At 60.4% G+C, this 22784-nt stretch carries 20 protein-coding genes and 1 pseudogene; 13 read left to right on the plus strand and 8 right to left on the minus strand.

Annotated elements, in window-relative coordinates; genetic code table 11:
- The first annotated feature begins 66 nt into the window (after positions 1 to 66).
- The 9 genes from ACIOWA_RS08415 to ACIOWA_RS08455 all read left to right on the plus strand — a co-directional run bounded on the left by ACIOWA_RS08415 (position 67) and on the right by ACIOWA_RS08455 (position 11329).
- Positions 67 to 564, plus strand: a complete 498-nt coding sequence (locus ACIOWA_RS08415; protein WP_221732671.1) for an Hcp family type VI secretion system effector — start codon at positions 67 to 69, stop codon at positions 562 to 564.
- Between the two features lie 15 nt (positions 565 to 579).
- Positions 580 to 1023: a type VI secretion system baseplate subunit TssE gene (tssE, locus tag ACIOWA_RS08420; RefSeq protein ID WP_221732672.1), complete on the plus strand. Its 444-nt coding sequence runs from the start codon at positions 580 to 582 to the stop codon at positions 1021 to 1023.
- Complete coding sequence (gene tssF / locus ACIOWA_RS08425; RefSeq protein ID WP_401159257.1) at positions 1007 to 2800, plus strand: type VI secretion system baseplate subunit TssF; 1794 nt, start codon at positions 1007 to 1009, stop codon at positions 2798 to 2800. Before tssE ends, tssF begins: the two co-directional genes overlap by 17 nt.
- The gene (gene tssG / locus ACIOWA_RS08430) at positions 2764 to 3789 is read left to right on the plus strand and encodes a type VI secretion system baseplate subunit TssG (protein WP_339432715.1); all 1026 of its coding nucleotides are present in this window, start codon (positions 2764 to 2766) and stop codon (positions 3787 to 3789) included. Before tssF ends, tssG begins: the two co-directional genes overlap by 37 nt.
- Before the next feature lies 1 nt (position 3790).
- The gene (tssH, locus tag ACIOWA_RS08435) at positions 3791 to 6334 is read left to right on the plus strand and encodes a type VI secretion system ATPase TssH (RefSeq protein WP_339432716.1); all 2544 of its coding nucleotides are present in this window, start codon (positions 3791 to 3793) and stop codon (positions 6332 to 6334) included.
- Positions 6335 to 6412: 78 nt separating this feature from the next.
- On the plus strand, positions 6413 to 7909 hold the full coding sequence (locus tag ACIOWA_RS08440) for a hypothetical protein (protein ID WP_401159260.1): 1497 nt from the start codon (positions 6413 to 6415) through the stop codon (positions 7907 to 7909).
- Positions 7910 to 8011: 102 nt separating this feature from the next.
- Positions 8012 to 8653, plus strand: coding sequence for a hypothetical protein (locus ACIOWA_RS08445; RefSeq protein ID WP_339432718.1), 642 nt, complete (start codon positions 8012 to 8014; stop codon positions 8651 to 8653).
- 111 nt (positions 8654 to 8764) lie between these two features.
- The gene (tssI, locus tag ACIOWA_RS08450) at positions 8765 to 10774 is read left to right on the plus strand and encodes a type VI secretion system tip protein TssI/VgrG (protein ID WP_401159262.1); all 2010 of its coding nucleotides are present in this window, start codon (positions 8765 to 8767) and stop codon (positions 10772 to 10774) included.
- A gap of 12 nt (positions 10775 to 10786) precedes the next feature.
- The gene (locus ACIOWA_RS08455; protein ID WP_401159264.1) at positions 10787 to 11329 is read left to right on the plus strand and encodes a toxin-antitoxin system YwqK family antitoxin; all 543 of its coding nucleotides are present in this window, start codon (positions 10787 to 10789) and stop codon (positions 11327 to 11329) included.
- 115 nt (positions 11330 to 11444) lie between these two features.
- Here ACIOWA_RS08455 and ACIOWA_RS08460 read toward each other — a convergent pair whose 3' ends face one another.
- Complete coding sequence (locus tag ACIOWA_RS08460) at positions 11445 to 11840, minus strand: DUF4280 domain-containing protein (RefSeq protein ID WP_221732681.1); 396 nt, start codon at positions 11838 to 11840, stop codon at positions 11445 to 11447.
- Positions 11841 to 12030: 190 nt separating this feature from the next.
- On the opposite strand from ACIOWA_RS08460, the gene ACIOWA_RS08465 reads away from it, so the two are divergent.
- A complete protein-coding gene (locus tag ACIOWA_RS08465; RefSeq protein WP_339432721.1) occupies positions 12031 to 13098 on the plus strand; it encodes a phosphotransferase family protein in 1068 nt (355 codons plus the stop codon).
- Between the two features lie 22 nt (positions 13099 to 13120).
- Positions 13121 to 13888: an SDR family oxidoreductase gene (locus tag ACIOWA_RS08470; RefSeq protein ID WP_221732683.1), complete on the plus strand. Its 768-nt coding sequence runs from the start codon at positions 13121 to 13123 to the stop codon at positions 13886 to 13888.
- Positions 13889 to 14057: 169 nt separating this feature from the next.
- Here ACIOWA_RS08470 and ACIOWA_RS08475 read toward each other — a convergent pair whose 3' ends face one another.
- The 4 genes and pseudogenes from ACIOWA_RS08475 to ACIOWA_RS08490 all read right to left on the minus strand — a co-directional run.
- Positions 14058 to 14279, minus strand: a complete 222-nt coding sequence (locus ACIOWA_RS08475; RefSeq protein ID WP_339432722.1) for a hypothetical protein — start codon at positions 14277 to 14279, stop codon at positions 14058 to 14060.
- Positions 14280 to 14603: 324 nt separating this feature from the next.
- Positions 14604 to 14861: a DUF1652 domain-containing protein gene (locus ACIOWA_RS08480; protein WP_339432723.1), complete on the minus strand. Its 258-nt coding sequence runs from the start codon at positions 14859 to 14861 to the stop codon at positions 14604 to 14606.
- Positions 14862 to 14998: 137 nt separating this feature from the next.
- On the minus strand, positions 14999 to 16495 hold the full coding sequence (locus ACIOWA_RS08485) for a helix-turn-helix transcriptional regulator (protein WP_401159266.1): 1497 nt from the start codon (positions 16493 to 16495) through the stop codon (positions 14999 to 15001).
- Positions 16496 to 16765: 270 nt separating this feature from the next.
- A pseudogene (locus ACIOWA_RS08490) lies at positions 16766 to 16924 on the minus strand (LysR family transcriptional regulator); the annotation flags it as partial.
- On the opposite strand from ACIOWA_RS08490, the gene ACIOWA_RS08495 reads away from it, so the two are divergent.
- Positions 16880 to 17119, plus strand: a complete 240-nt coding sequence (locus tag ACIOWA_RS08495) for a hypothetical protein (protein WP_401159322.1) — start codon at positions 16880 to 16882, stop codon at positions 17117 to 17119. The pseudogene ACIOWA_RS08490 and the gene ACIOWA_RS08495 overlap by 45 nt on opposite strands.
- Before the next feature lie 93 nt (positions 17120 to 17212).
- Here ACIOWA_RS08495 and ACIOWA_RS08500 read toward each other — a convergent pair whose 3' ends face one another.
- From ACIOWA_RS08500 to ACIOWA_RS08510, 3 genes are all read right to left on the minus strand, one after another.
- Positions 17213 to 18496, minus strand: coding sequence for an FAD-binding oxidoreductase (locus ACIOWA_RS08500; protein ID WP_339432725.1), 1284 nt, complete (start codon positions 18494 to 18496; stop codon positions 17213 to 17215).
- A 49-nt stretch (positions 18497 to 18545) separates the two neighbouring features.
- Positions 18546 to 20036: an aldehyde dehydrogenase gene (locus ACIOWA_RS08505; protein ID WP_339432726.1), complete on the minus strand. Its 1491-nt coding sequence runs from the start codon at positions 20034 to 20036 to the stop codon at positions 18546 to 18548.
- A 189-nt stretch (positions 20037 to 20225) separates the two neighbouring features.
- Positions 20226 to 21602: a glutamine synthetase family protein gene (locus ACIOWA_RS08510; RefSeq protein ID WP_339432727.1), complete on the minus strand. Its 1377-nt coding sequence runs from the start codon at positions 21600 to 21602 to the stop codon at positions 20226 to 20228.
- A 282-nt stretch (positions 21603 to 21884) separates the two neighbouring features.
- On the opposite strand from ACIOWA_RS08510, the gene ACIOWA_RS08515 reads away from it, so the two are divergent.
- Positions 21885 to 22646, plus strand: a complete 762-nt coding sequence (locus tag ACIOWA_RS08515) for a gamma-glutamyl-gamma-aminobutyrate hydrolase family protein (RefSeq protein ID WP_339538648.1) — start codon at positions 21885 to 21887, stop codon at positions 22644 to 22646.
- Positions 22647 to 22784 lie beyond the last annotated feature (138 nt).

The raw sequence follows: 22784 nt of genomic DNA on the forward strand, positions 1-22784 counted from the left end.
CCCCCGCCGCCCGTGCGGCGGGGGCTGTCCTTTATCTAGCGCGACACCTTTCAGGAGTTTCAAGCGATGGATGCAATCATTCTCGACCTCGGCGGCGACATCAAAGGCGACAGCCTGCTCGAGGGTTACGCGGACAAGATCGAAGTCATGTCCTACAGCCACAACGTCGCGATGCAAGTCACCAATGACGTCAGCAACTCGGAGCGCACTTCCGGTAAACCTCACGTCGGCGAGTTCACCGTGACCAAATTCGTCGACACCTCGACGCCGTCCCTCAACGAATACTGCTGTGCCGGCAAGCCGATTCCAGAAGCCAAGATCACCATCGGCCGCAACGCCGCCGAAGGCAGCGGGCAACTCTTGCCGTTCATCATCTACACCCTGACCAACGTGGTGCTGTCGAACGTCAGCGTCAGTGGCGGTACCGGAGGCAAACCGGTGGAAACCGTTTCCCTGAACTTCACCAAGATCAAATGGGAACTCACCGCGCAGAAGGACGACGGCACCAAGGAAGGCACCGCCGCGTCGACGTGGGACATGGCCGCCAACAAGCTCGTCAGCTAACCCGGCGCCCCGGCCATGGCAGGCACCGGCATGCTTCCCCCGCTGTTCGAACGCCTCGCATCCAGCGAGGCTGAGGGCGCGCGGGAATTTGATCGCCAGGATTTGCTCGACTCGGTGCACGCCGAGCTCGGGCGCCTGTTCAACACCCGCCGTGGCCCGCGCACACTGACCACACCGCCGAGCGTGATCGACTACGGCATCGCTGACTGGAGCGCTCTGCAACAGCAGCGCAGCGACGACCGACGTCGACTGGCGCGAGACATTCGCGAAGCCATCACACATTTTGAACCGCGCCTGCGTCTGGGCGAGGTTCAGGTCAATCCGTTGCCCGAACACCCTCAGCAAATGAGCATTCGCCTGCTCGGCGAGTTGCGCAGCGGCCACCAGCACTGGCCGGTGGCGTTTGTCATCGAGCCTGGCGGCCAAGGGCTGGAGGTGCGCCATGAGCGACTCGATTGACCCGCAACTGCTCGACTACTATCAACGCGAACTGACCTGGCTCAGGCATGCCGGCAGCCAGTTTGCCGAGCGCTATCCGAAAGTCGCACGGCGCCTGGAACTGTCCCCCGGCGAATGCCCGGACCCGCATGTCGAGCGTTTACTGGAAGGTTTTGCGCTGCTGGCGGCGCGTCTGCAACGACGACTGGACGATGACTACGCCGAGTTCAGCGACGCGCTGCTCGAACAACTTTACCCGTTGGCCATGCGCCCGTTGCCGTCCTGCGCCATCGTGCAATTTGAACCGGACCCGAGCAAAGGCAACCTCGACGAAGGCTATCCCCTGCCCCGCGACACGCCGCTGTTCGTCACCACCAGCAAAGGTGAAAGCATCCACTTTCGCACCAGTGCCGCAGTGCGTTTGTGGCCGGTTGAAGTCACAGAGGCCTTGTTGCTTGGCAGCGATGAAGCCCAGGCGCTTACGGGTGTGGCGCAGTCTCGCTCAGCATTGCGCCTGAGTCTGCGCTGCCTGGGTGACAGCCAATGGGCGCAGCTGGGCATTGAGCAGTTGCGTATTCATCTGGCGGCTTCGCCGGTGATCAACGCCGGTTTATATGACTTGCTCGGCGCCCATGCCGTGCAGGTGCTGGCAGGGTCGCCGGGCAGCGTTCCGGTGACCGTTAAAGGCTTGCCGAAGATCGTCGGTTTCAGCGACGACGAAGTGCTGCTGCCCGACGAAGACGGCGTGCATCCGGGCATGCGTCTGCTGGCCGAGTACTTTGCCTTCCCGGACAAATTCCACTTCTTCGATCTGCCACTCAGTGGCGTTTCCAGCGACAGTCAGACGCTCTATCTGTACATCGTTTTCGACCGCGCCCCCACCAGCCGTCTGCATTTGCAGGCCAGCGACATCGCCCTCGGTTGCGCCCCCGCCATCAACCTGTTCCCGCGCACCTCCGAGCCGCTGCGCCCCGATGGCACCCGCAGCGAATACCGTTTGATCGCCGACAGCCACCGTGAGAACAGCGTCGAGATCCACAGCATTCGCGGCATGCGTGCCAGCTCCAGTGCCGGCGTGCAGCGCCTGCCGGCGTATTACGGCAGTCAGCACAGCGGCGGTGATCAACAGCGTTACTGGCATGCCCGGCGAGTCAGCGGCATGACCCCGAACCGGCTCGGCAGTGACCTGCTGGTGAGCGTGGTCGACACCCGCTTCGAACCGCAAACGGATCTGCCCGACTACAGCCTCACCGCCGAACTGCTCTGCACCAATCGTCATTTGGCTCAGAGCCTGGCCGCCGGCACACCGCTGGGCTTCGAACGCCCCGGCCCGGTCGCGTGGGCACGCCTGCGCAATCCGCCAAGCCCGCAGAGCATGCCGCGACTGGACGGTGATTCGCGCTGGCGGCTGGTGTCGCAACTGACCCTCAATCACTTGTCGCTGGTCGAAGGCCCGCAGGCACTCGACGCATTGAAAGAGATTCTGCATCTGCACAACCTGCGTGACGAAGCCAGCGCTTTGCGCCAGATCGAAGGGTTGTTGAGCCTGAGTTGCGAGCGAGTGATCGGCCATGTCGGCGTCGATGCCTGGCGCGGTTGGCGCAACGGTCTGGAGGTGCAACTGCAGCTTGATCCGCAGCATTTCGTCGGTAGCAGCGCAGTGCTGTTTTCGGCAGTGCTCGCGCAGTTTTTCTCGGTGTACGCCACGGCCAATCGCTTTGTGCGCACGGTGTTGATGCAAGCCGACAAGGAGGTCAAGGCATGGCAACCCCAAGCCGGCATGCCCCTATCGCTCTGACCCTGAGCCAACGACTGCGCCGCGATCCCCAAGCGTTCGAGTGGTTGCAGGCGCTGCTCTTGCTGGAGCGCGAACAACCACAGGCCGAAACCCTCGGCAGCGGCACTTCGCCCCAAGCGGAGGCCTTGAAACTGCGAGGGCCGTTGACGCCGTTGTTTCCCACCAGCCAGATCGAAAATCTGTGCGAAGAGCCCGGCGCACCGCTGACCCTCGACACGCCGATCTTCGGCCTCGGCGGCCCCGACGGCCCGCTGCCCTACGCCTATCAGGAATGGCTGCAACAACGCGCCCGGGCCAAGGATCATGCGCCCGCCGAATTCCTCGATCTGTTTCAGCATCGCCTGCTCAGCCTGCTGTACAAGGTGATGCGCAAACACCGGATCGCGCTTGGCTTTGTCACGCCAGGGGCTTCGCCGGTACAGGCGCAACTGCGCGCACTGACCGGTTTACTGCCCAAATCCTTGCAGGAGCGCCAAGCGGTTCCGGACTGTGCGGTGTTGGCCTGTACAGCGTTGTTTGCCGATGGCCGCCGCTCACTGGCCGGGTTCGCCGCCATTGTCCGCGAGCAGTTTGAAGTGCCGGTCGAACTGAACGCTTATGAGGGTGCCTGGCGCGAGATTCCGCCCGCCAGCCGCAGCGTGATCAAACCCGGTGGACGCAATCTGCAACTGGGGCGCACGGCCGTGGCCGGTACTCGGGTCTGGGATGAACACGCCGGCATTCGCCTGACGCTGGGGCCGTTGCTGTCGGCGCAAGCCGGACGTTTCCTGCCGGACGGTGAGGCGCACCCGGCGCTGGCGAGCCTCGCCGCGTTGTACTTCGGGCCAGATCTGGATGTCACGCTGGTATTGCTGGTGCGCGGTGCCGGGCCGATGAAACTGGGGCGTCAGGCCCCGGCGTTGTTGAGCTGGAACGGTGGTTTGCAACGTCAGGCCAGCCTTGCAGTGCAACGCATCGAAACCCGCCTGCGTCAGCTGGAGATCACCTGAAATGGAACTGGCCAGCCTGATCGGACGCCTCAACCCGGACAACCGCCGCGCCCTCGAACGCGCCGCGCAACGGTGCCTGCAACGCGGGCATCACTTTGTCGAGATTGAGCATTTGCTGCTGGAATTGCTGGATATCGAGGGCGGCGACTTTGCCTTTTTGCTGCCGCGCTTCGGTCTGGAGCGTGATGCGCTGAGCGCTGAAATCAACAAGGCGCTGGAACTGTTCAAGGCTGGCAGCACGCGCACGCCAGCGCTGTCGTCACACACCCTGGGCTTGCTCGAAGATGCGGTGGTGCAGGCCAGTGTGTTGGGACTCGACAGCATTCGTTCGGGGCTGCTGCTATTGGCGTTGATTGACCGCGACGAGCGCCGCAGCCTGCTGCTCAACAGTGCCTCATCGTTACTGCGCATTCCCAAAGAAGCGCTGCGGGCGAACTTGCTGGAGTGGACCGAAAACTCCCGTGAGCATGTCGGCCCGCGTTCCGCGGCTTCCTCTGGACATCCTGCGCCACGACAGGATTCGGTGCTGGATCAATACACCCAGGACCTGACCGCCGACGCCCATGCCGGACGCATCGACCCGATCGTGGGCCGCGATGGTGAGATTCGCCAATGCATCGACATCCTTCTGCGGCGCCGGCAGAACAACCCGATTCTGGTCGGCGCACCGGGCGTGGGCAAAACCGCCGTGGTCGAAGGCCTGGCCCTGCGCATCGCAGCCGGCGACGTGCCGCCCTCGTTGCAGGAAGTCAGTTTGCGCGTGCTTGATCTCGGTCTGTTGCAGGCCGGCGCCGGGGTCAAGGGCGAATTCGAACAACGCTTGAAAGGCGTGATCGACGCGGTACGCAGCGCCGACAAACCGATCATTGTGTTCATCGACGAAGCCCACACCCTGATCGGCGCCGGCGGTGCCGAGGGCGGCAGTGATGCGGCCAACCTGCTCAAACCGGCATTGGCCCGAGGCGAATTACGCACCCTCGCCGCGACGACGTGGATGGAGTACAAAAAATATTTCGAGAAAGACCCGGCCCTCGCCCGCCGCTTTCAACTGGTGCAGGTGGAAGAGCCGGACGAAATCACCGCCGTGGAAATGCTCCGTGGTGTCGCCGCCAAACTCGAACAGCACCACGGCGTGCAGGTGCTTGATGCGGCGATCCACGAAGCGGTGAAACTGTCGCACCGCTACATCTCCGGCCGTCAGTTGCCGGACAAAGCCATCAGCGTCCTCGACACTGCCTGCGCGCGCGTCGCCCTCGGCCAGCACGACGTGCCCCCACCGCTGGAAAGCCTGCGCCACCGGCAAAACAGCCTCAAGGATGAAGTCGAGCGCTTGCGCCGCGAACAGGCCACAGGGCTGGATCACCGTGAGCGCATTACCCTGCTGGAAAGCGAATCTGGCGGCAACGTTCAAGCCATCCGCGAGCTGGAAACCCGTTGGGGTGAAGAGCGTGTAGCCGTGCGCGAGTTGCTCGACACTCGTCGTGAGTTGCTCGACTTGAGCGAGCGCGCCGACAGCGACAAACCCGACGAAGCGACTGACAGCCGCATCGATCATCTGGCCGCTGAACTGCTGCGTCTGGAAGCCGGACTCGATGCGATTCGCCAGGACGATCCACTGGTGCCCGAGCAGGTCGATACCAAAACCGTCGCCGCCGTGATCGCCGGATGGACCGGCATTCCTGTCGGCAAAATGCTCGCCGACGAAGCCCATGCCGTGCGCACACTCGGCACCCGCATGGGCCAACGCGTCATGGGCCAAAGCACCGCGCTCAACACTATCGCCCAACGCTTGCAGGCCTATCGCGCCGGCCTCACCGACCCGCAAAAACCGGTCGGGGTGTTCCTGCTGGTCGGCCCTACCGGCGTCGGCAAAACCGAAACCGCTTACGCGCTGGCCGATGCGTTGTACGGCGGCGAACGCAACCTGATCAGCATCAACCTCTCCGAGTACCAGGAAGCCCACACCGTCAGCCAACTCAAAGGCGCGCCGCCCGGTTATGTCGGTTATGGCAGCGGTGGTGTATTGACGGAAGCGGTGCGGCGCAAGCCGTATTCCGTGGTGTTGCTCGATGAGATCGAGAAGGCCCATCCCGATGTGCTGGAGGCGTTCTACAACGTTTTCGACAAAGGCTTGATGGAGGACGGCACCGGATTGGTGGTGGACTTCAAAAATACCGTGATGCTCGCCACCAGCAATGTCGGTGCCGAGTTACTGCTCGACACACCCGTGGCGCAACTCGGTTCTGACGCCTTCAACGAAGCCCTGCATAAAGTCCTCCTGCAAGCCTTCCGTCCGGCATTTCTGGCGCGCATGACCGTGGTTGCGTATCGACCGCTGGATGAGGCGACGCTGGAAGGGATTGTGCTGGCGAAACTTGAGAAGTTACGCGGGCGCTATAAGGCAGCGACCGGCAAACAATTTGAGTTTGATGCGGGGATTGTCAAAGCCGTGCTCGCCAAGTGCAGTGCGGCGGGTGCGCGGGATGTCGAGAATGTGTTGATGACGCAAGTGACGGGGAAGTTGGCGGAGTGGGTGCTGGAGTAATCCCCATCGCCCTTCGCCGATGTACGAAAAACCGTGATGAAAGGAAGGTACTCTTCCAAAACTGACAAGGATAATGTCATGAAAAAAAGCCTGAAATTACCGATGAGTCTGCTGGGAGCCTGTGTCGCAATACCGTTGTCCGCACCAGCGGACACCCGACATTTGGAAAACGAGTTGGTGGGCAAGGTGTCCTTCCTGACCTCTACGGTCGAAAAACTCAATGGCGCGAACTTGCAGATTGACCCCTTTCTGACCTCGCCCATTTCCCCGCCGCCGAACTACAAGGGGCCGCTGTTCACACTCAGCCATGATTATCCGACCCAATTACCGACCGGCACTTCCTTCCCGTGGAGCAAGACCACCGGCAACGGCAAGATCACCCAGGCCAACGCCGGTGCCTACGTTCAGGCGCTGAAAGATTACGTCTCCCCGGACATGCGCAAGATCGTCTACGACTACGCCAACTGGAACTACAAGGACAGCGGCTGGTACGACTCGATCTGGCTGGGTATCGAACGCGAACCCATTCGTGGTGTGTATGTCGGGTCAGGGTTTCCCGCCGGCACACTGACGGATCAGACCCTGCCCGTGACCACTTATGTGCTGACACTGTACGACACCCGTGCGGCGAAAACCCTCGGCGACATCTGGGGCAAAACCCCTGAACGCGCAATGAATCCGGTGCTGGAAACGAGCACCACGCAGTTTGCCGAAGGCAGCGTCATCATCAAATTTGCCATGGTCAGTGCCTGTGGCAGCGATTGGGCCCCCATGGAAGGCGCCGCCCAATGGGAAATCTACGCACCGGTGAACACCAGCAATGGCAGCGCGCTGAATAAAACACAATGCGTCGGCAAAGACTTCAAGGGCACCACCACTCAACCGGCGATGACCAAGGTGTCGTTGATGCAGTTCGACATCATCGTCAAGGACAGTGTCGCCTCACCGCAAACCGGATGGGTGTTTTCGACCCTGGTCTACGACAAGAACGCGCCGGGCAAAGACGCCTGGGACAAGATGATTCCGCTGGGCGCCACCTGGGGCGGCAACCCGGACGTCATCAACACGGCGCCAACGGCGCTGACGCCGCCCGTCACGGTCAATCCGAAGCTCAGCGAAAACTGGATCAATCCCCAGTCGCCGGCTTATTCGGTCTCAACGCTGGGATGGGACGGCCGATTGTCAGGCCCGAACGACGGTGCCGTCGTGACGCCAGCCTGGACCGGCTCGCACTATTACCCGGCCGGTCTGGCCAGTGCCGGATGCCTGGGATGCCACAGCAGCGCCCAATATCCGATGACCTCGTTCTTGCTGCCCACCTCCAGCCAGCCACCACAAACCATCGATCCACCACTTTCGGGCAGTGACCCTGACGCGGCACTGGTCATGGCCGACCCCGGATCGAAACTCTGGATGAGCTGGTTCCAGAGCCGCGACGGCAAGACCCCGATGGGGCCGGACACCTCAGCAGGTGCAAAACCGGTGGCGCTGGATTACGACATGGTCACTGCGTTCAAGGCGATTCCGATGTGGCAGCAGGCCAAGGCGGCTGAGGCCAAAAATGTTCAGAAGTAGCTAAATCAAAGGGGACGGATTTAATTCTGCCGTTTGCCGAACAAATAAATCCGTACCCTTTTTTTGGTCAACATCAATAACTCACCTATTCACGGAGTAACCATGCCATTTAGTATCATGACCCCAGCAGAACTCGGTGGTGGCGTTCGTCCCTGGTTAAGTTTGGCTACCATCCCAGGTATGCGTGTGTTCACCTCAAATGAAATCTATCAACGACTTATTTACGATCAGGCTTACTTCAGTGGACTGCAAATAGACCTGATCAACCAAGTCCGTTACTTGTATGAACTGGGTACCACTCAGGCAGGCAATACCGAGGGCGGGACTCTGGCGTTTCATGGCGGGCACGTTATCGTCAGAGACGGAGCAGCCTTGTATCAAACCTGGCAACAGGAATATCAACAATTAACAGTCCCCTCGGGACAGCGAAATTCAGGCGTAAATCTTCCATCTTCTCATTATCCAGGGAACGCCAATCCGCAGTATGAACTTCGCCTCCCTTTGACCCCCCAACAAAACTGGGGAACCGTTCTTTTCGGAACTAACAATGGAGACTCCTGGTTTCAGATAGAGGCTCACTCGGGCACAGTAGGCGATGGAGTATCAGGTACAGTCAGATACATGAGTGACACTTTGATGCATCTCGTTGATTTCCTAAGTCACAAGGCCACGAGTCAACAGGTCGGTCCTTGCGGGTACTCTGCGCACATGGAGACACTGAATCCGGTTGTCGTACAGTTATAGTTTAATAACCGAACGAATTGAAAAGCCCGGTCAAGTCGAAATCTATCTGTATAAATTCACTTGTCTCAGCCTCTGAATAGTGGAACCTGCCCCCTCTAAAGAGACAACACCATGCCCCGATCCACCGACAGCAACACCAGCCTTTCGCTCACTGCCACGTCGCTGTCGGCGCTTTACCCTGAGGCGTTGTCCGGTGACGAAGGCCTTAACCTGCTCGGTTCACAAATCCTCAACGGCCTCAACGACGGCACCGCCCTCACCCTGATCAGCGCCGTCGCCACCCACGTCACCACCACCCTGCACAACGACGAACAACTGCGTCCGTTCGATGCGCTGGTCGCTGAAATCCGCCAGCTCCCCGCCGACGCCACCGCCGAGCGCTATCAGCTTGTACTCAGGCCATGGCTCTGGTGGCTGACCCTGGCCAGCAACAACCGCGTGTTCCAGAACCTCGCCACCTCGGACATCGTCACGACGATTTTCAACGCCCACGGTTTCAGCGATTTCAAACTGTCGCTGACCGGCAGCTACACCCCACGCGAATACTGTGTGCAATACGGCGAAACCGATTTCGCCTTCGTCTCGCGGTTGCTGGAAGAAGAAGGCATTTTCTGGTTCTTCACCCACGACGACGGCAAGCACACGCTTGTACTGGGCGACAGCAACGACGCTTTCGTGCAGATCCCTAATGGGCCGAAGGTCAGCTATCTGGGGCAAGGACTGGGTCAGCGCGAGCTGCACGGGATTCGCGCAGGCCAGGTGTGTTTGCAAGCGGTGGCTGGGGTATACAAGGCGACGGATTACGAGTTCACCACGCCGACCACTTCGCTGTACGGCCAGGCCGAAGCGGTCGCCGGGCCGCGTGCGATCTACGAACATCCGGGCGGCTACAACGCCAAGGCGCGCGGCGATGCGTTGACCAAGCAACGCGTCGACGGTTTGCGCAGTGAAGAGAAACGCTTTGTCGGCGAGAGCGACTGTCGCTGGCTGATCCCGGGGCACTGGTTCACCCTCGACGGGCACGACGATGCGAGCCTGAACATCGACTGGGTGGTGACGCGGGTCACCCATGACGTCAGCCATGAAAGCTATCGCAACCGTTTCGAAGCGATCCCCAAAGCCACGCCGTTTCGCCCGCAACGGGTCACACCAAAACCGCGCATGCACCCGCAAACTGCAATTGTGGTGGGCAAGACCGGCGAAGAAATCTGGACCGACGAATACGGCCGGATCAAGTTGCAGTTCCCTTGGGATCGCGATGGCAAAAATGACGAAACCAGTTCCTGCTGGGTGCGCGTGGTGTTGCCGTGGAGCGGCAAGGGCTTTGGCATGCAGTTCATCCCGCGCATCGGTCAGGAAGTCATCGTGACCTTTATCGACGGCGATCCGGATCGGCCGCTGGTGACCGGGTGCGTCTACAACGGCGACAACGCCCTGCCCTACGCCTTGCCGGCCAATCAGACGCAATCGGGGATCAAGACCCAATCGTCAAAGGGTGGCGGCGGTTTCAACGAACTGCGCTTCGAGGACAAGAAAGACGCCGAAGAGGTGTTTTTGCAGGCGCAGAAAGATCTGAAGATCAACGTGCTCAACGACACCACGGCCACCGTCGGCCACGACGAAACCCTCACCGTACAGAACGCCCGCACCCGCACGGTCAAGGACGGCGACGAGACCGTGACCCTGGAGAAAGGCAAACGCAGTGTGACGATCCAGACCGGCAGCGACACGCTCGATGTGAAGGACAGTCGCACGGTAAAAGTCGGCGCTGACCAAGATCACAGCACGGGCGGTAATTACACCGACAAAGTCACGGGCGATTACAGCCTGACCGTGGACGGCAACCTGACGATCAAAGTCAGCGGCACCCTGACCCTGCAAAGTGGCGGCAGCTTCACCATCAAGAGCGGCGCCGATCTGGCGACCTCTGCCAGCACCTCGATCACCCACAAGGCCGGCACTGCCTTGACCAATCAGGCCGGTACATCGCTGGACAACAAGGCCGGAACCACCCTGACCAACGACGCTGGCATCAGCCTGACCAACAAGGGCGCGGCCTCGCAGACCGTGGACGGCGGCGGCATGCTGACCATCAAGGGCGGGCTGGTGCAGGTCAACTGACAGGGAGCAACCATGGCGATCACACCGCTGGACTTGCAGCAAAATGACAAGCAGCTCAAGGGACGTTTGCAGGACGGCCAGCTCGATGGCCCGTTGCAAATCAAGGACGACGGGCGCAAACAAGCCGATCTGAACTACAGCCAGGGCGAGTTGCAGGGTACGTCGCTGCTCTATCACCCCAATGGCAAGGTCTCGGCGCAGATGCCGTTTGTACACGACAAGCTGCAAGGGGTTGCCAGTTTTTACGCACCTGAGGGCTTTTTACAACGCAAGGCAACGTATCGGCGCGGGCTGTTGCATGGGGAAGCGTTCAATTACTTTCCTGACGGCCAGGTGGCGGAGGCTGAGTTTTATCGCGATGGCGTGCGTGAGGGGCGCTATCAGCGCTTTCATCCCAATGGCAAACCGGCGGTGCAAGCGCGTTATGTGAATGGGCAGTTGATGGAGCCTGAACAGGGGTTTGCCGAGGATGGACGGCCGTTGGGCGCGGATGGCAAGCCGATTTCGCGGGTGCGCTGGTGGTATCAACGCTGGATGGATCCGCAGCAGGCCTGACGTTTCAGGGTGTATTGACTGGCCCTTTCGCGAGCAAGCCCGCTTACCCATTGGAATGCGATCAAATGTGGGAGCGGGCTTGCTCGCGAAGAGGCCGGCACATCCAACGCAACAATCAGGGAATCAGCATCTGCATCTGCCCCGGCATGACGATCTTGATCACCCCCGCCCAAGTGCACATCAACGTACTGTTGGCATCGATCGCTGGCATCCCGCCGAGCAGCAAGGTCGGCGCGCCGCCGGGAATCCATGGCGACGCGGTTGCCGGAATGCACGGCATCGGTGTCAGCACGCCCAGCGCAGCAGCGGTGGCGGCCGCCACCGTCGGATTGGCCATGCTCATGCACACCCCGAACGGCAGGATGTTGACCAGCGGAATGTAATCCATGATGTTCGCCGCCGGCATCCCGCCGGTCAGCGTGCGATTGACCGGCAACACGTTGAGCGCCGACGGTGCGGCGCCGAAGCTGCATTGCAAAGTGGCAGTGGCACAGACTTGTGGACAGCCCATTTCCCGACTCCTTGTTGGACACGGCATACCCGCTAAACCTTAGTCTGCTACGGCCCGCCCTGCACATTCCCAAAGGTGATTGTCCGGCAACACGCTAACCTATAAGACCGACCCGCGCTTGTGACCGACCGAGCGCCCCATTAGATTAGCCAATGATGTCTGGCCTCCAAAATAAGCAGAAGGGATAAGCATGGCGCTTACTGACCAGTCCACCCGTATCCGCTCTGGCGAAGAACTCGATGCCAGCCTGATCGATCCATACCTCAAGGCACACATTCCGGGCCTGCGCGGCTTGCCTGCGATCAGCCAGTTTCCCGGCGGCGCGTCAAACCTGACTTACCTGCTCGAATACCCCGAGCAGGAGTTCGTGTTGCGCCGGCCGCCGTTCGGTCACAAGGCCAAATCCGCCCACGACATGGGCCGCGAATTCCGCATCCTCAATCAATTGCGCGACGGTTTTCCGTATTGCCCGAAAGCCTACGTGCACTGCACCGACGAATCGGTGATTGGCGCTGAGTTCTATGTGATGGAACGGGTCAACGGGATCATCCTGCGCTCGGAACTGCCGCCGGAACTGGGTCTGGATTCAGCGAAAACCGAGGCGCTGTGCAAGAGCTTCATCGACCGTTTCGTCGAACTGCACCGTGTCGATTACAAGGCCTGTGGTCTCGGTGATCTGGGCAAGCCTGAAGGTTACGTTGCCCGCCAGATCAAAGGCTGGAGCGAGCGCTACGAAAAAGCCTTGACCCCGGACGCACCGCACTGGGAAGCGGTCAAAGCCTGGCTCAACGACAAGATGCCAGCCGACCACCCGACGTCGAGCATCGTCCACAACGACTACCGTTTCGACAACGTGATCCTCGACCCGAACAACCCGATGCAGATCATCGGCGTACTCGACTGGGAACTGACCACCCTCGGCGATCCGCTGATGGACCTGGGCAACACCCTCGCCTACTGGATCGAGGCGGGCGATCCGGCGCCGGTGCAACTGATGCGCCGCCAGCCGAGCCACGCCCCGGGCATGCTGACCCGCCGCGAGTTCGTCGATTACTACGCCGAACGCTCGGGCATCCAGATCGACAACTTCGACTTCTACTACACCTACGGCCTGTTCCGTCTGGCCGGGATCGTGCAGCAGATCTACTACCGCTTCTACCATGGCCAGACCCAGGACAAACGCTTCGCGCAGTTCATTCACATGAACAAACTGCTGGAGCAGATGAGCTTGCAGGTCATTTCGAAATCGAGCCTCTGACGGCCCACACCCAGGAACCCTTATGTCCAAGACTCAGTTGTTCGACCTCGACGGCAAGATCGCTTTCGTCTCCGGCGCCAGCCGTGGCATCGGTGAAGCCATCGCCAAACTGCTCGCCCAACAAGGCGCGCACGTCATCGTTTCCAGTCGCAAACTCGACGGCTGCCAGCACGTCGCCGACGCCATCATCGCTGACGGCGGCAAAGCCACCGCGGTGGCCTGCCACATCGGTGAAATGGAACAGATCAGCCAAGTGTTCGCCGGGATCAAGGAACAGTTCGGCCGCCTGGACATTCTGGTGAACAATGCCGCCACCAACCCGCAGTTCTGCAACGTGCTGGACACCGATCTGGGCGCGTTCCAGAAGACCGTCGACGTGAACATCCGTGGCTACTTTTTCATGTCCGTGGAAGCGGGCAAGCTGATGCGCGAAAACGGTGGTGGCAGCATCATCAACGTCGCCTCGATCAACGGCATCTCGCCGGGGATCTTTCAGGGCATCTACTCGGTGACCAAAGCGGCGGTGATCAACATGACCAAGGTCTTCGCCAAGGAATGCGCGCAATTCGGCATCCGCTGCAACGCCCTGCTGCCGGGCCTTACCGACACCAAGTTCGCCTCGGCGCTGGTGAAGAACGACGCGATTCTGAAACAGGCGCTGACGCAGATCCCGCTCAAGCGTGTGGCCGATCCGAGTGAAATGGCCGGTGCGGTGCTGTACCTGGCCAGTGATGCGTCGAGCTACACCACAGGCGTCTCACTGAACGTGGACGGCGGGTTCCTGTCCTGATCCTGGCGGTCAATCAATAACCCTGTGGAGGTGAGCGTGCTCGCGTCCACAGGGCATGTGTACCAGGCCAAGACCCTTGGCACTTGCCAACCGAAACTCAACACCGTCCCGCCCACCTCGTCAGCCTCCAGCACAATCAGCTCAGACAGAGACTATTGCCCTGCGCACGCTATTGGGTGATGCAACGGGTAGTGGTGATGTGACGAGTCACTTGCCCGTCGGCATACACATCGCCGGCTACCTCGGTATTCTCGAGGACCTGGCAGGTGCGTTCCGGCGGCGCAGGTGGCATTACCGGTGGCGGTGGCGGCGCACTGGCACAACCGGCCAACAGCGCCACAGAAAAAACCAACGACAACGGCGAACACACGCGTTTCCCAAGATTGTTCATAGGACGACCCGCGAAAAGAGAGACAAACTCCCGCGACCAAACCGACCACGGAAGACCTGACCACTCATTCTTTATAGCCGAGCCCCTCGCAAGCGCCAGTAAAACGGCCAGATCAGGGAAGACTGGCTGTCGATTTTGCGTTGTGCTCCCGGCGCAGGTTGCCTGCACAAGCCGCTGGCCAGTCTGGCCGCTTTCGCGAGCAAGCCCATTCCCACAGGGATCGCGGGCATCCGACAGAAATGGGTCGGCGACCACGGCTGCTATTGGTGCGCCCCGAAACGAAGGAACTCAGAGCCCCAGCAAGCAACCTGCCCACACCATAATCTACGCCAGATCAGGATCCCGCGAAGTCCCCAAAGAGTTGCTCTGCAACTCATAACGCAATTCATCAATCAACACATCGACAGACCCGGACGTGCGCAAAGCATCGAGTTTCAAACCACCGATCACCAAATCCACCTGCCCGGAAACCGGGTCAAACAGCTTCACCGTCAGCGAATGATCACCATCCACCGAACACTCACAAGCCAGCGGCGAAAAACTGTGCTCAAGCCGCGCGCGCAACTGCGCAAGATTCATCATTGGAGCTATTCCTTGAACTGTCTCACTGGGACACGATCCCAAGCCAAAAAAGGCTCGTATCGCACCCCGCCAGACTAAGAACAGCCTCGTCACAGCAACACACGAATTTGCACCTGTCGCACTAGTGCATTTGCACCCTATCGCTGGCCTTTGCTGCGCCAATCGCCCGAAAACAAGCCACGCTCGCGCGCCCAGACAATTGCTTCACTGCGGCTGTGCACATCCAGTTTGGAATACACCGTCGCCACATGATTACGCACCGTGTTCGGTGCCAGTTTCAGCCGCGCCGCGATCTCCTTGTCCGCCAGCCCCTCGCAGATCAACCCCAGCACATCGCGCTCACGAGCGGTCAGATCGGTGAACGACACACTCGGCAATTGCGGCGAGTTGACCTTCTTCACATTGGCCAGTTTTTCGATCAGCGTGCGACTGAACCACGAAGCGTCCTTCATCACCTCTTCAATCGCCGCCACCAGTTCAAGCTCGGTACGCTTGCGCTCGGAGATGTCCATCAGCACCAGCAGGTAGCACGGTATGCCCTGAATATTGACCGTGTCGGCGGACAGCGTGCATTCAAGCAAATCTGCATCCTGCTTGCGCACGCTTACGTCGACCCGATCAACCCGGCCGTTTTTCTCCAGTGCCACCAGCAACCGTTCGCGCTCTTCGGCGTCGTTGATAACGTTCAGTTGCGTCACGGTTTTGCCCACGACGTCTTCGCCGGCATAGGCCAGGGTTTCGAGGAACGCTTGATTGACGTCGATGACCCGTTGCTCGTCGGCGCTGCAGATCAGAATCGGCACCGGGGTCAGGCGAAAAGCCTTGGCAAACCGCTCTTCACTCTGGCGCAGCGCCACTTCAGCCTGGCGCCGCGACTCCATGTCGACAAAGGAAAACAACATGCACGGCTCGTCATTAAGCACCAGCGGTTGTCCGGCAACGATCACTTGCTTGGTGGTGCCATCGGGCAATCGCAGTTCAGCCTGCATCTGCGGAATAGTCGCCACATCGCGCAGGCGCTGGATGGCCAGGTCTTTATCATCGGCCTGCTCAAGGATGTCGATTTCATAGGCCGAGGTGCCAATCACTTGGTCGCGGGTGTAGCCAGTCATCTCCAGGAACCCCGGATTGACCTTGATATACCGCAAATCGCTGAGACGGCAGATCACCGCCGGTGCCGGATTGGCATTGAAGGTCTTTTCGAAGCGCTGCTCAGCATTGGCCCAATCAGTAACGTCACTCATGATCAGCACCAGCGACTCGGGCTGGCCATCACGGTCGGTCAGCACCATGCTGCGCACGCTGTGAACCCAGATGCGCTCGGGGTCATCCACAGCGAACACCTCGATCAACACGTCGCTGAAGACTTCGCAACGCGCGGCACGGCTAATGGGATAGTGCTCGGGCGGCACCGGGTGATTGTTGCGATAACGCAGGCTGAAGCGCTTGGCGTACTCATCGGCGTTCGTGCCCAGCTCACCGATCCGGTTGACGCCGTGCATGGCCAACGCCGCTTCATTAGCCCAGAGGATGCTCTGATCAAGCTCAAGCAGAATCACCCCGTCGGACAACCCGGCGATGATCTGTTGCAACTGACGACGATTGGTTTCGCGGGTCAGGACTTCCTGGCTCATTGGATCTCCACAAGTGATACGACCATGTGAAGATTACGACCGCAGCGGCGCGTGATCGTGCGAAGCACCTGCAAGGGTCCGTCATAAGACTTGATGCTGATTTATCCGGCCTCCTCGCGGGCTGGCCCGCTCTCACAGGGATCAGTGTTCCACCCACTCACGCAACGTATCGAGAAACAGCTTGAGCATCGGCGAAGCATCGTCCGCCCGATAGGTGGCGTACAGCGGCACTTCCGGCAGCGGTGGCGTCAGCGGTGGCGTCAGCGCCTTGAACACCAACCCCGCCGCTGTCAGCTCAACGCGGTGATGACTGCGTTCGAACAGCGGCGTGCCGAGTTCTTCTTCCAGCAGGCGAATCTGCTGGCTCAGAGGCGGCTGACAGATATGCAACCGCTCAGCGGCACGACCGAAATGCAGTTCATCGGCCAGCCGCTGTTCGTGCGTGAAGGTGGCGGCAGCAACCTGGCGGATGCCGGGCAGTTGTTTGCCAGTGTGTTGTCGGACGGTCTGGCGCAGATTGCGGCGCATTACAACCTCTATGCGGTTTGGCCGCATGGGCAGGCTGAACGGGTGGCGCCAGTGGTTGAAGTGATCAAGCAGTTGGCCTTGCACACCCCGTCATGACGCTATCGCTGGCAGATCAGCTTCCACAGTTTGAGCGCTGGACTCAGGAAAAAAACCGGCGGGAGTCTTGGGGGCCGCCGCCGGGGAGGTAACCTAAATGCCGAAGCGGTCGCGTAGCGAGTAGTAGACGGCACCGAGGGCGGTCAATGGGGCGGAGAAGGTACGGCCGCCGAGCATGGGCATGTGTGGCAGGGAGGCGAAGGCGTTGAAGCGTTCGGCGTCGCCGCGGATCATCTCCGAAATCAGTTTGCCGGCCAGGTGCGAGCAGGTGACGCCGTGGCCGCTGTAGCCTTGCATGTAGTAGGCGTTTTTCTCGATGCGGCCGAATTGCGGCATGCGTGACATGGTCAGCAAGAAGTTGCCGGTCCAGCGGTAGTCGATTTTCACATCCTTGAGTTGTGGGAAGGTCTTGAGGATCTTCGGGCGGATCAGTTGTTCGATGTCGTCCGGTTCCCGCGCGCCGTAGACCACGCCGCCGCCGTACAGCAGACGGTTATCGGCCGTCAGGCGGTAGTAATCCAGCAGATAGTTGCAGTCTTCGACGCAGTAGTTGTTGGTGATCAGGCTGCGCGCCTGCTTCTCGGTCAACGGTTCGGTGACGACGATCTGCGAGCCGCACGGCATGCTTTTCGCGGTCACGCGGTTGTCGAGGCCTTGCGGCAGGTAGGCGTTGCCGGCGATCAACAGGTACTTGGCGCGTACCAGGCCTTTGGCGGTGCGCACGACGTTGGGCTCGCCGTAGGTGATCTCCACGGCGGCCGATTGCTCGTAGATCTTGCCGCCCAGGCGCGTGATTGCAGCGGCCTCACCGAGGGCCAGGTTCAGCGGGTGAACATGGCCGCCCTGCATGTCCAGCAGACCACCGACGTAGGCGTCGGAGCCGACTTCGCGACGAATGTCCGCCGCGTCGAGCATCTTCAGATTGCGATTGCCGTAGCGTTCCCAGTTGCGCTTCTGCTCGGCCAAACCGTTGAGCTGCTTCTTGTTCATCGCCGCGAAAATGCCGCCCGGGCGGTAGTCGCACTGGATGTCGTAGTCCTTGATGCGCGAACGGATGATGTCGGCGCCTTCGAAGATCATGCTGCCGAGGATTTCTGCGGTCTTGTCGCCGTAGCGCTCTTCGATCACGTCGACGTCGCGGCTGTAGGAATTGACCAGTTGACCGCCATTGCGGCCGCTGGCGCCGTAGCCGACTTTCGCCGCTTCCAGCACCGTCACTTTATAGCCGGCTTCGGTCAGGAACAGCGCCGAGGACAAACCGGTGTAACCGGCGCCGATGATGCAGACGTCGCAGTCCACCGCTTCTTCCAGCATCGGAAAGTCGATGACTTCGTTACGGGTGGCGGCGTAGTAGCTGTTTACGTGTTGTTGTTTCATACGTTTCTCCGATGGCCGCAGAACACCTGCGACCGTCGCTGTAAAAGAATTAGAGCTTGATCCAGGTCGCTTTCAGCTCGGTGTACTTGTCGAACGCATGCAGCGACTTGTCGCGACCGTTGCCCGACTGTTTAAAGCCACCGAACGGCGCGGTCATGTCGCCGCCGTCGTACTGGTTGACCCACACACTGCCGGCGCGCAGGCCACGAGCGAAGGTGTGCGCCTTGCTCAGGTTGCTGGTCCAGACTCCGGCGGCGAGGCCGAAGATGCTGTCGTTGGCGATGTGCAGTGCTTCTTCCACAGTGTCGAAGGTGATCAGCGACAGCACCGGGCCAAAAATCTCTTCCTGGGCGATGGTCATGGCGTTGGTTACGCCGTCGAAAAGCGCCGGTTGCACGTAGAGGCCACCGGTTTCTTCGAGGGTGCGTTGGCCGCCAGCGATCAGTTCGGCGCCCTGCTCGCGACCGATGCTGATGTAGCGCAGCACGTTGTCGAGTTGACGCTGATCAACCACGGCGCCGACGGTGGTGGCCGGGTCGAGGGAGTGACCGGGTTTCCACGCTTGCAGCGCTTCCACCAGCAGGGGGATGAATTGCTCGCGGATCGAACGCTCGACCAGCAGACGCGAACCGGCGGTGCACACTTCGCCCTGGTTGAAGGCGATGGCGCCGGCGGCGGCCTGGGCTGCTGCGCGCAAGTCCGGGGCGTCAGCAAACACCACGTTCGGGCTCTTGCCCCCGGCCTCGAGCCAAACGCGTTTCATGTTGCTTTGGCCGGCATAAATCATCAGTTGCTTGGCAATCGCCGTGGAGCCAGTAAAGGCCAGCACGTCGACGTCCATGTGCAACGCCAGCGCTTTGCCGACGGTGTGACCAAAGCCCGGCAGGACGTTGAACACGCCTTTTGGAATGCCGGCATCCAGCGCCAGTTGCGCGATGCGGATGGCGGTCAGTGGCGACTTTTCCGAAGGCTTGAGAATGAACGAATTACCGGCGGCCAGCGCTGGAGCGAACTTCCAGCTGGCCATGATCAGCGGGAAGTTCCAAGGCACGATGGCGGCAACCACGCCCGAAGGTTCGCGGGTCACCAGACCGAGTTGGTCGTGCGGCGTGGCGGCGACTTCGTCGTAGATTTTGTCGATGGCTTCGGCGCTCCAGCGGATCGCGTTGGCGGTCGCCGGGATGTCGATGCTCATGGAGTCGCTGATCGGTTTGCCCATGTCCAGGGTTTCAAGCAGCGCCAGTTCTTCCTGGTGTTGCAGGATCAGATCGGCGAAGCGGATCAGGATGCGCTTGCGCTCGGCCGGGGCTTTTTTCGCCCACACGCCGGATTCGAAAGACTGGCGAGCGACTTCAACAGCGAGGTTGGCGTCGGCTTCGTCGGTACTGGCCACGCAGGCGAGGAAACGGCCGTCGACGGGGCTCAGGCATTCAAAGGTGTCGCCGCTGATCGCCGGGCGGTATTCGCCGTTGATGAACGCGCGGGATTCGAGGGTCAGGGACTGGAAGCGTTGTTCCCAGTCGTTGCGGGTTGTAGTCATTGTTGTGGCTCGACAAGGGGGGATTGGGGTGATGGCAGGCGATCGCCCACTCATCAAAACCTGGTAACCGTATCCCCTGTGGGAGCGGGCTTGCTCGCGAAAGCACCATGCCAGACAAAATGATTTTGAATGACACACCGCATTCGCGAGCAATCCAGCTCCCACATTGGGTCGGTGTTGGTCTGCAAATCAGACCGTATGCAGGTACCAGTTGTACTCAAGGTCAGAGATCGAGTTTTCGAACTCGGCCAGCTCGCTTTCCTTGCACGCGACAAACACGTCGATGTACAGCGGGTCGATGTAGCGGGCCATGACTTCGCTGTCGTCCAGCTCGCGCAGTGCGTCGCGCAGGTTGTTCGGCAGGCTCTGCTCGTTCTGCTCGTAGCTGTTGCCTTCCACCGGCGCACCCGGTTCGATCTGGTTGGTCAGGCCGTGGTGGATACCGGCCAGCACCGACGCCATCAGCAGGTACGGGTTGGCGTCGGCACCGGCCACGCGGTGTTCGATGCGCACGGCGTCGGCCGAACCGGTCGGCACACGGACCGCCACGGTGCGGTTGTCGATGCCCCAGCTCGGCGAGTTCGGCACGTAGAACTGTGCGCCGAAGCGGCGGTACGAGTTGACGTTCGGGCAGAGGAACGCCATTTGCGCAGGCAGGGTCTCCAGCACACCGCCGATTGCGTGTCGCAGCGCGGCGTTCTGCTCGGGATCCTCGCTGGCGAAAATGTTGTTGCCTTCTTTGTCCAGAATCGAAATGTGTACGTGCAGACCGTTGCCCGCCTGGCCTGGATACGGCTTGGCCATAAAGGTGGTGTCCATCTCGTGGTCGTAGGCGATGTTTTTCACCAGACGCTTGAGCAGGACGGCGTAGTCGCACGCCTTGATCGGGTCGCAAACGTGATGCAGGTTGACTTCGAACTGCGCCGGGGCGCTTTCCTTGACGATGGCGTCAGCGGGGATGCCCTGCTCTTTCGCGCCTTCGAGGATGTCTTGCAGGCAGTCGACGTACTCGTCGAGGTCGTCGATCAGGTAGACCTGAGTCGACACCGGACGCTTGCCGGACACCGGCGAACGTGGCGACTGCGGACGGCCGTTCACGTTGTCCTGGTCGATCAGATAGAACTCCAGTTCGAACGCCGCGCAAAGGGTCAGGCCCATTTCATCGAACTTGCGCACCACGTTGGCCAACACTTCACGCGGGTCAGCGAAAAACGGCTGGCCTTCGATCTCGTGCATGGTCATCAACAATTGTGCGGTGGGGCGCTTCTGCCACGGCTCGATGCTCAGGGTGCCAGGGATCGGGTAGCAGATGCGGTCAGCGTCGCCGATGTCCAGCCCCAGGCCAGTGCTTTCGACCGTGGAGCCATTGATGTCGAGGGCGAAAAGCGAGGCCGGCAGGTTGATGCCTTTCTCGTAAACCTTATGAAGACTGGTGCGTTCGATGCGCTTGCCGCGCACCACACCGTTCATATCCGCAATCAGAAGGTCGACGTACAAAACCTCAGGATGTTTCTTAAGGAATGCGTTTGCTTCGTTGAGTTGAACGGCACGCAGAGGGACCGACATGATGCACCTATTTAGCTGTTAATTATTATGTTCACTGCTGTTTCGCCGAGCCAGTCAATCCGAAAGACAAAGTGAAGTCAATAGCGAACACCTGACCGCCCAGTCTTTATTTTTAGGGCTTTTTTTAACACTTTCATGCCAGCGCAGGCGCCAGACACCCGGAAACCGTGAAAGATGGATGAACGGCGTTTAGAATTTTTTACATGGCAGTTGTTAATTAAAATCAACGAGGCTAAGCTCCGGAAAAGCTCGTTCAAGTGTCAAACTTCGAGGTGAATAAAAATGGCATTCAAGCCATTGATCGGCGTTACTGCGTGCGTCAAACAGATTGGCCTGCACCCCTATCACATCAGCGGCGACAAGTACGTTCGCGCTGTCAGCGTTGCGGCGCTGGGGCTGCCGGTGGTCATTCCTTCCCTTGGCAACCTGACTGAAATCGATGACCTGCTCGGTCAACTCGACGGTCTGTTGCTGACCGGCTCGCCCTCCAATGTGGAACCTTTCCACTATCAAGGCCCGGCCAGCGTCCCCGGCACGGATCACGATCCGGCGCGAGACGCCACCACCCTCCCTTTATTGCGTGCCGCCATTGCGGCGGGCGTTCCGGTGCTGGGCATTTGCCGTGGTTTCCAGGAAATGAACGTCGCGTTCGGCGGCAGCCTGCATCAGAAGGTGCATGAGTTGCCGGGCATGCTCGATCACCGCGAAGCCGACAGCCCGGATGTGGCCGTGCAATACGCACCGGCCCATGCCGTCACCGTGCTTGGTGGCGGCGTGTTCGAAGCGCTGGGGTTGCCGGACGAGTTCCATGTCAACTCGATTCACAGTCAGGGCATCGACCGCCTCGCTCCCGGCCTGCGCGCCGAAGCGGTGGCGCCGGATGGCCTGATCGAGGCGATCTCGGTGGAGCACAGCCCGACCTTTGCCCTCGGTGTGCAATGGCACCCGGAATGGCAGGTACTCGATAACCCGAACTACCTGAGGATTTTCCAGGCGTTCGGCCAGGCTTGCCGGCAACGGGCGACGCGACGCAACCAACGCTGACCCAACCCGGGATTTCATCACTGTTTACTGCCCCCACGGGTCGGCGGCTGCGCGTTTGTGCATCCGTCATCCGTGAAAACGACAAACCGTAATAACAACAAGTACGACCCAGGCAGCCAGGACGGCGGCGCCGACCAA

Source organism: Pseudomonas sp. NPDC087614 (assembly GCF_044743485.1).
Taxonomy (GTDB): Bacteria; Pseudomonadota; Gammaproteobacteria; order Pseudomonadales; family Pseudomonadaceae; genus Aquipseudomonas; species Aquipseudomonas baetica_A.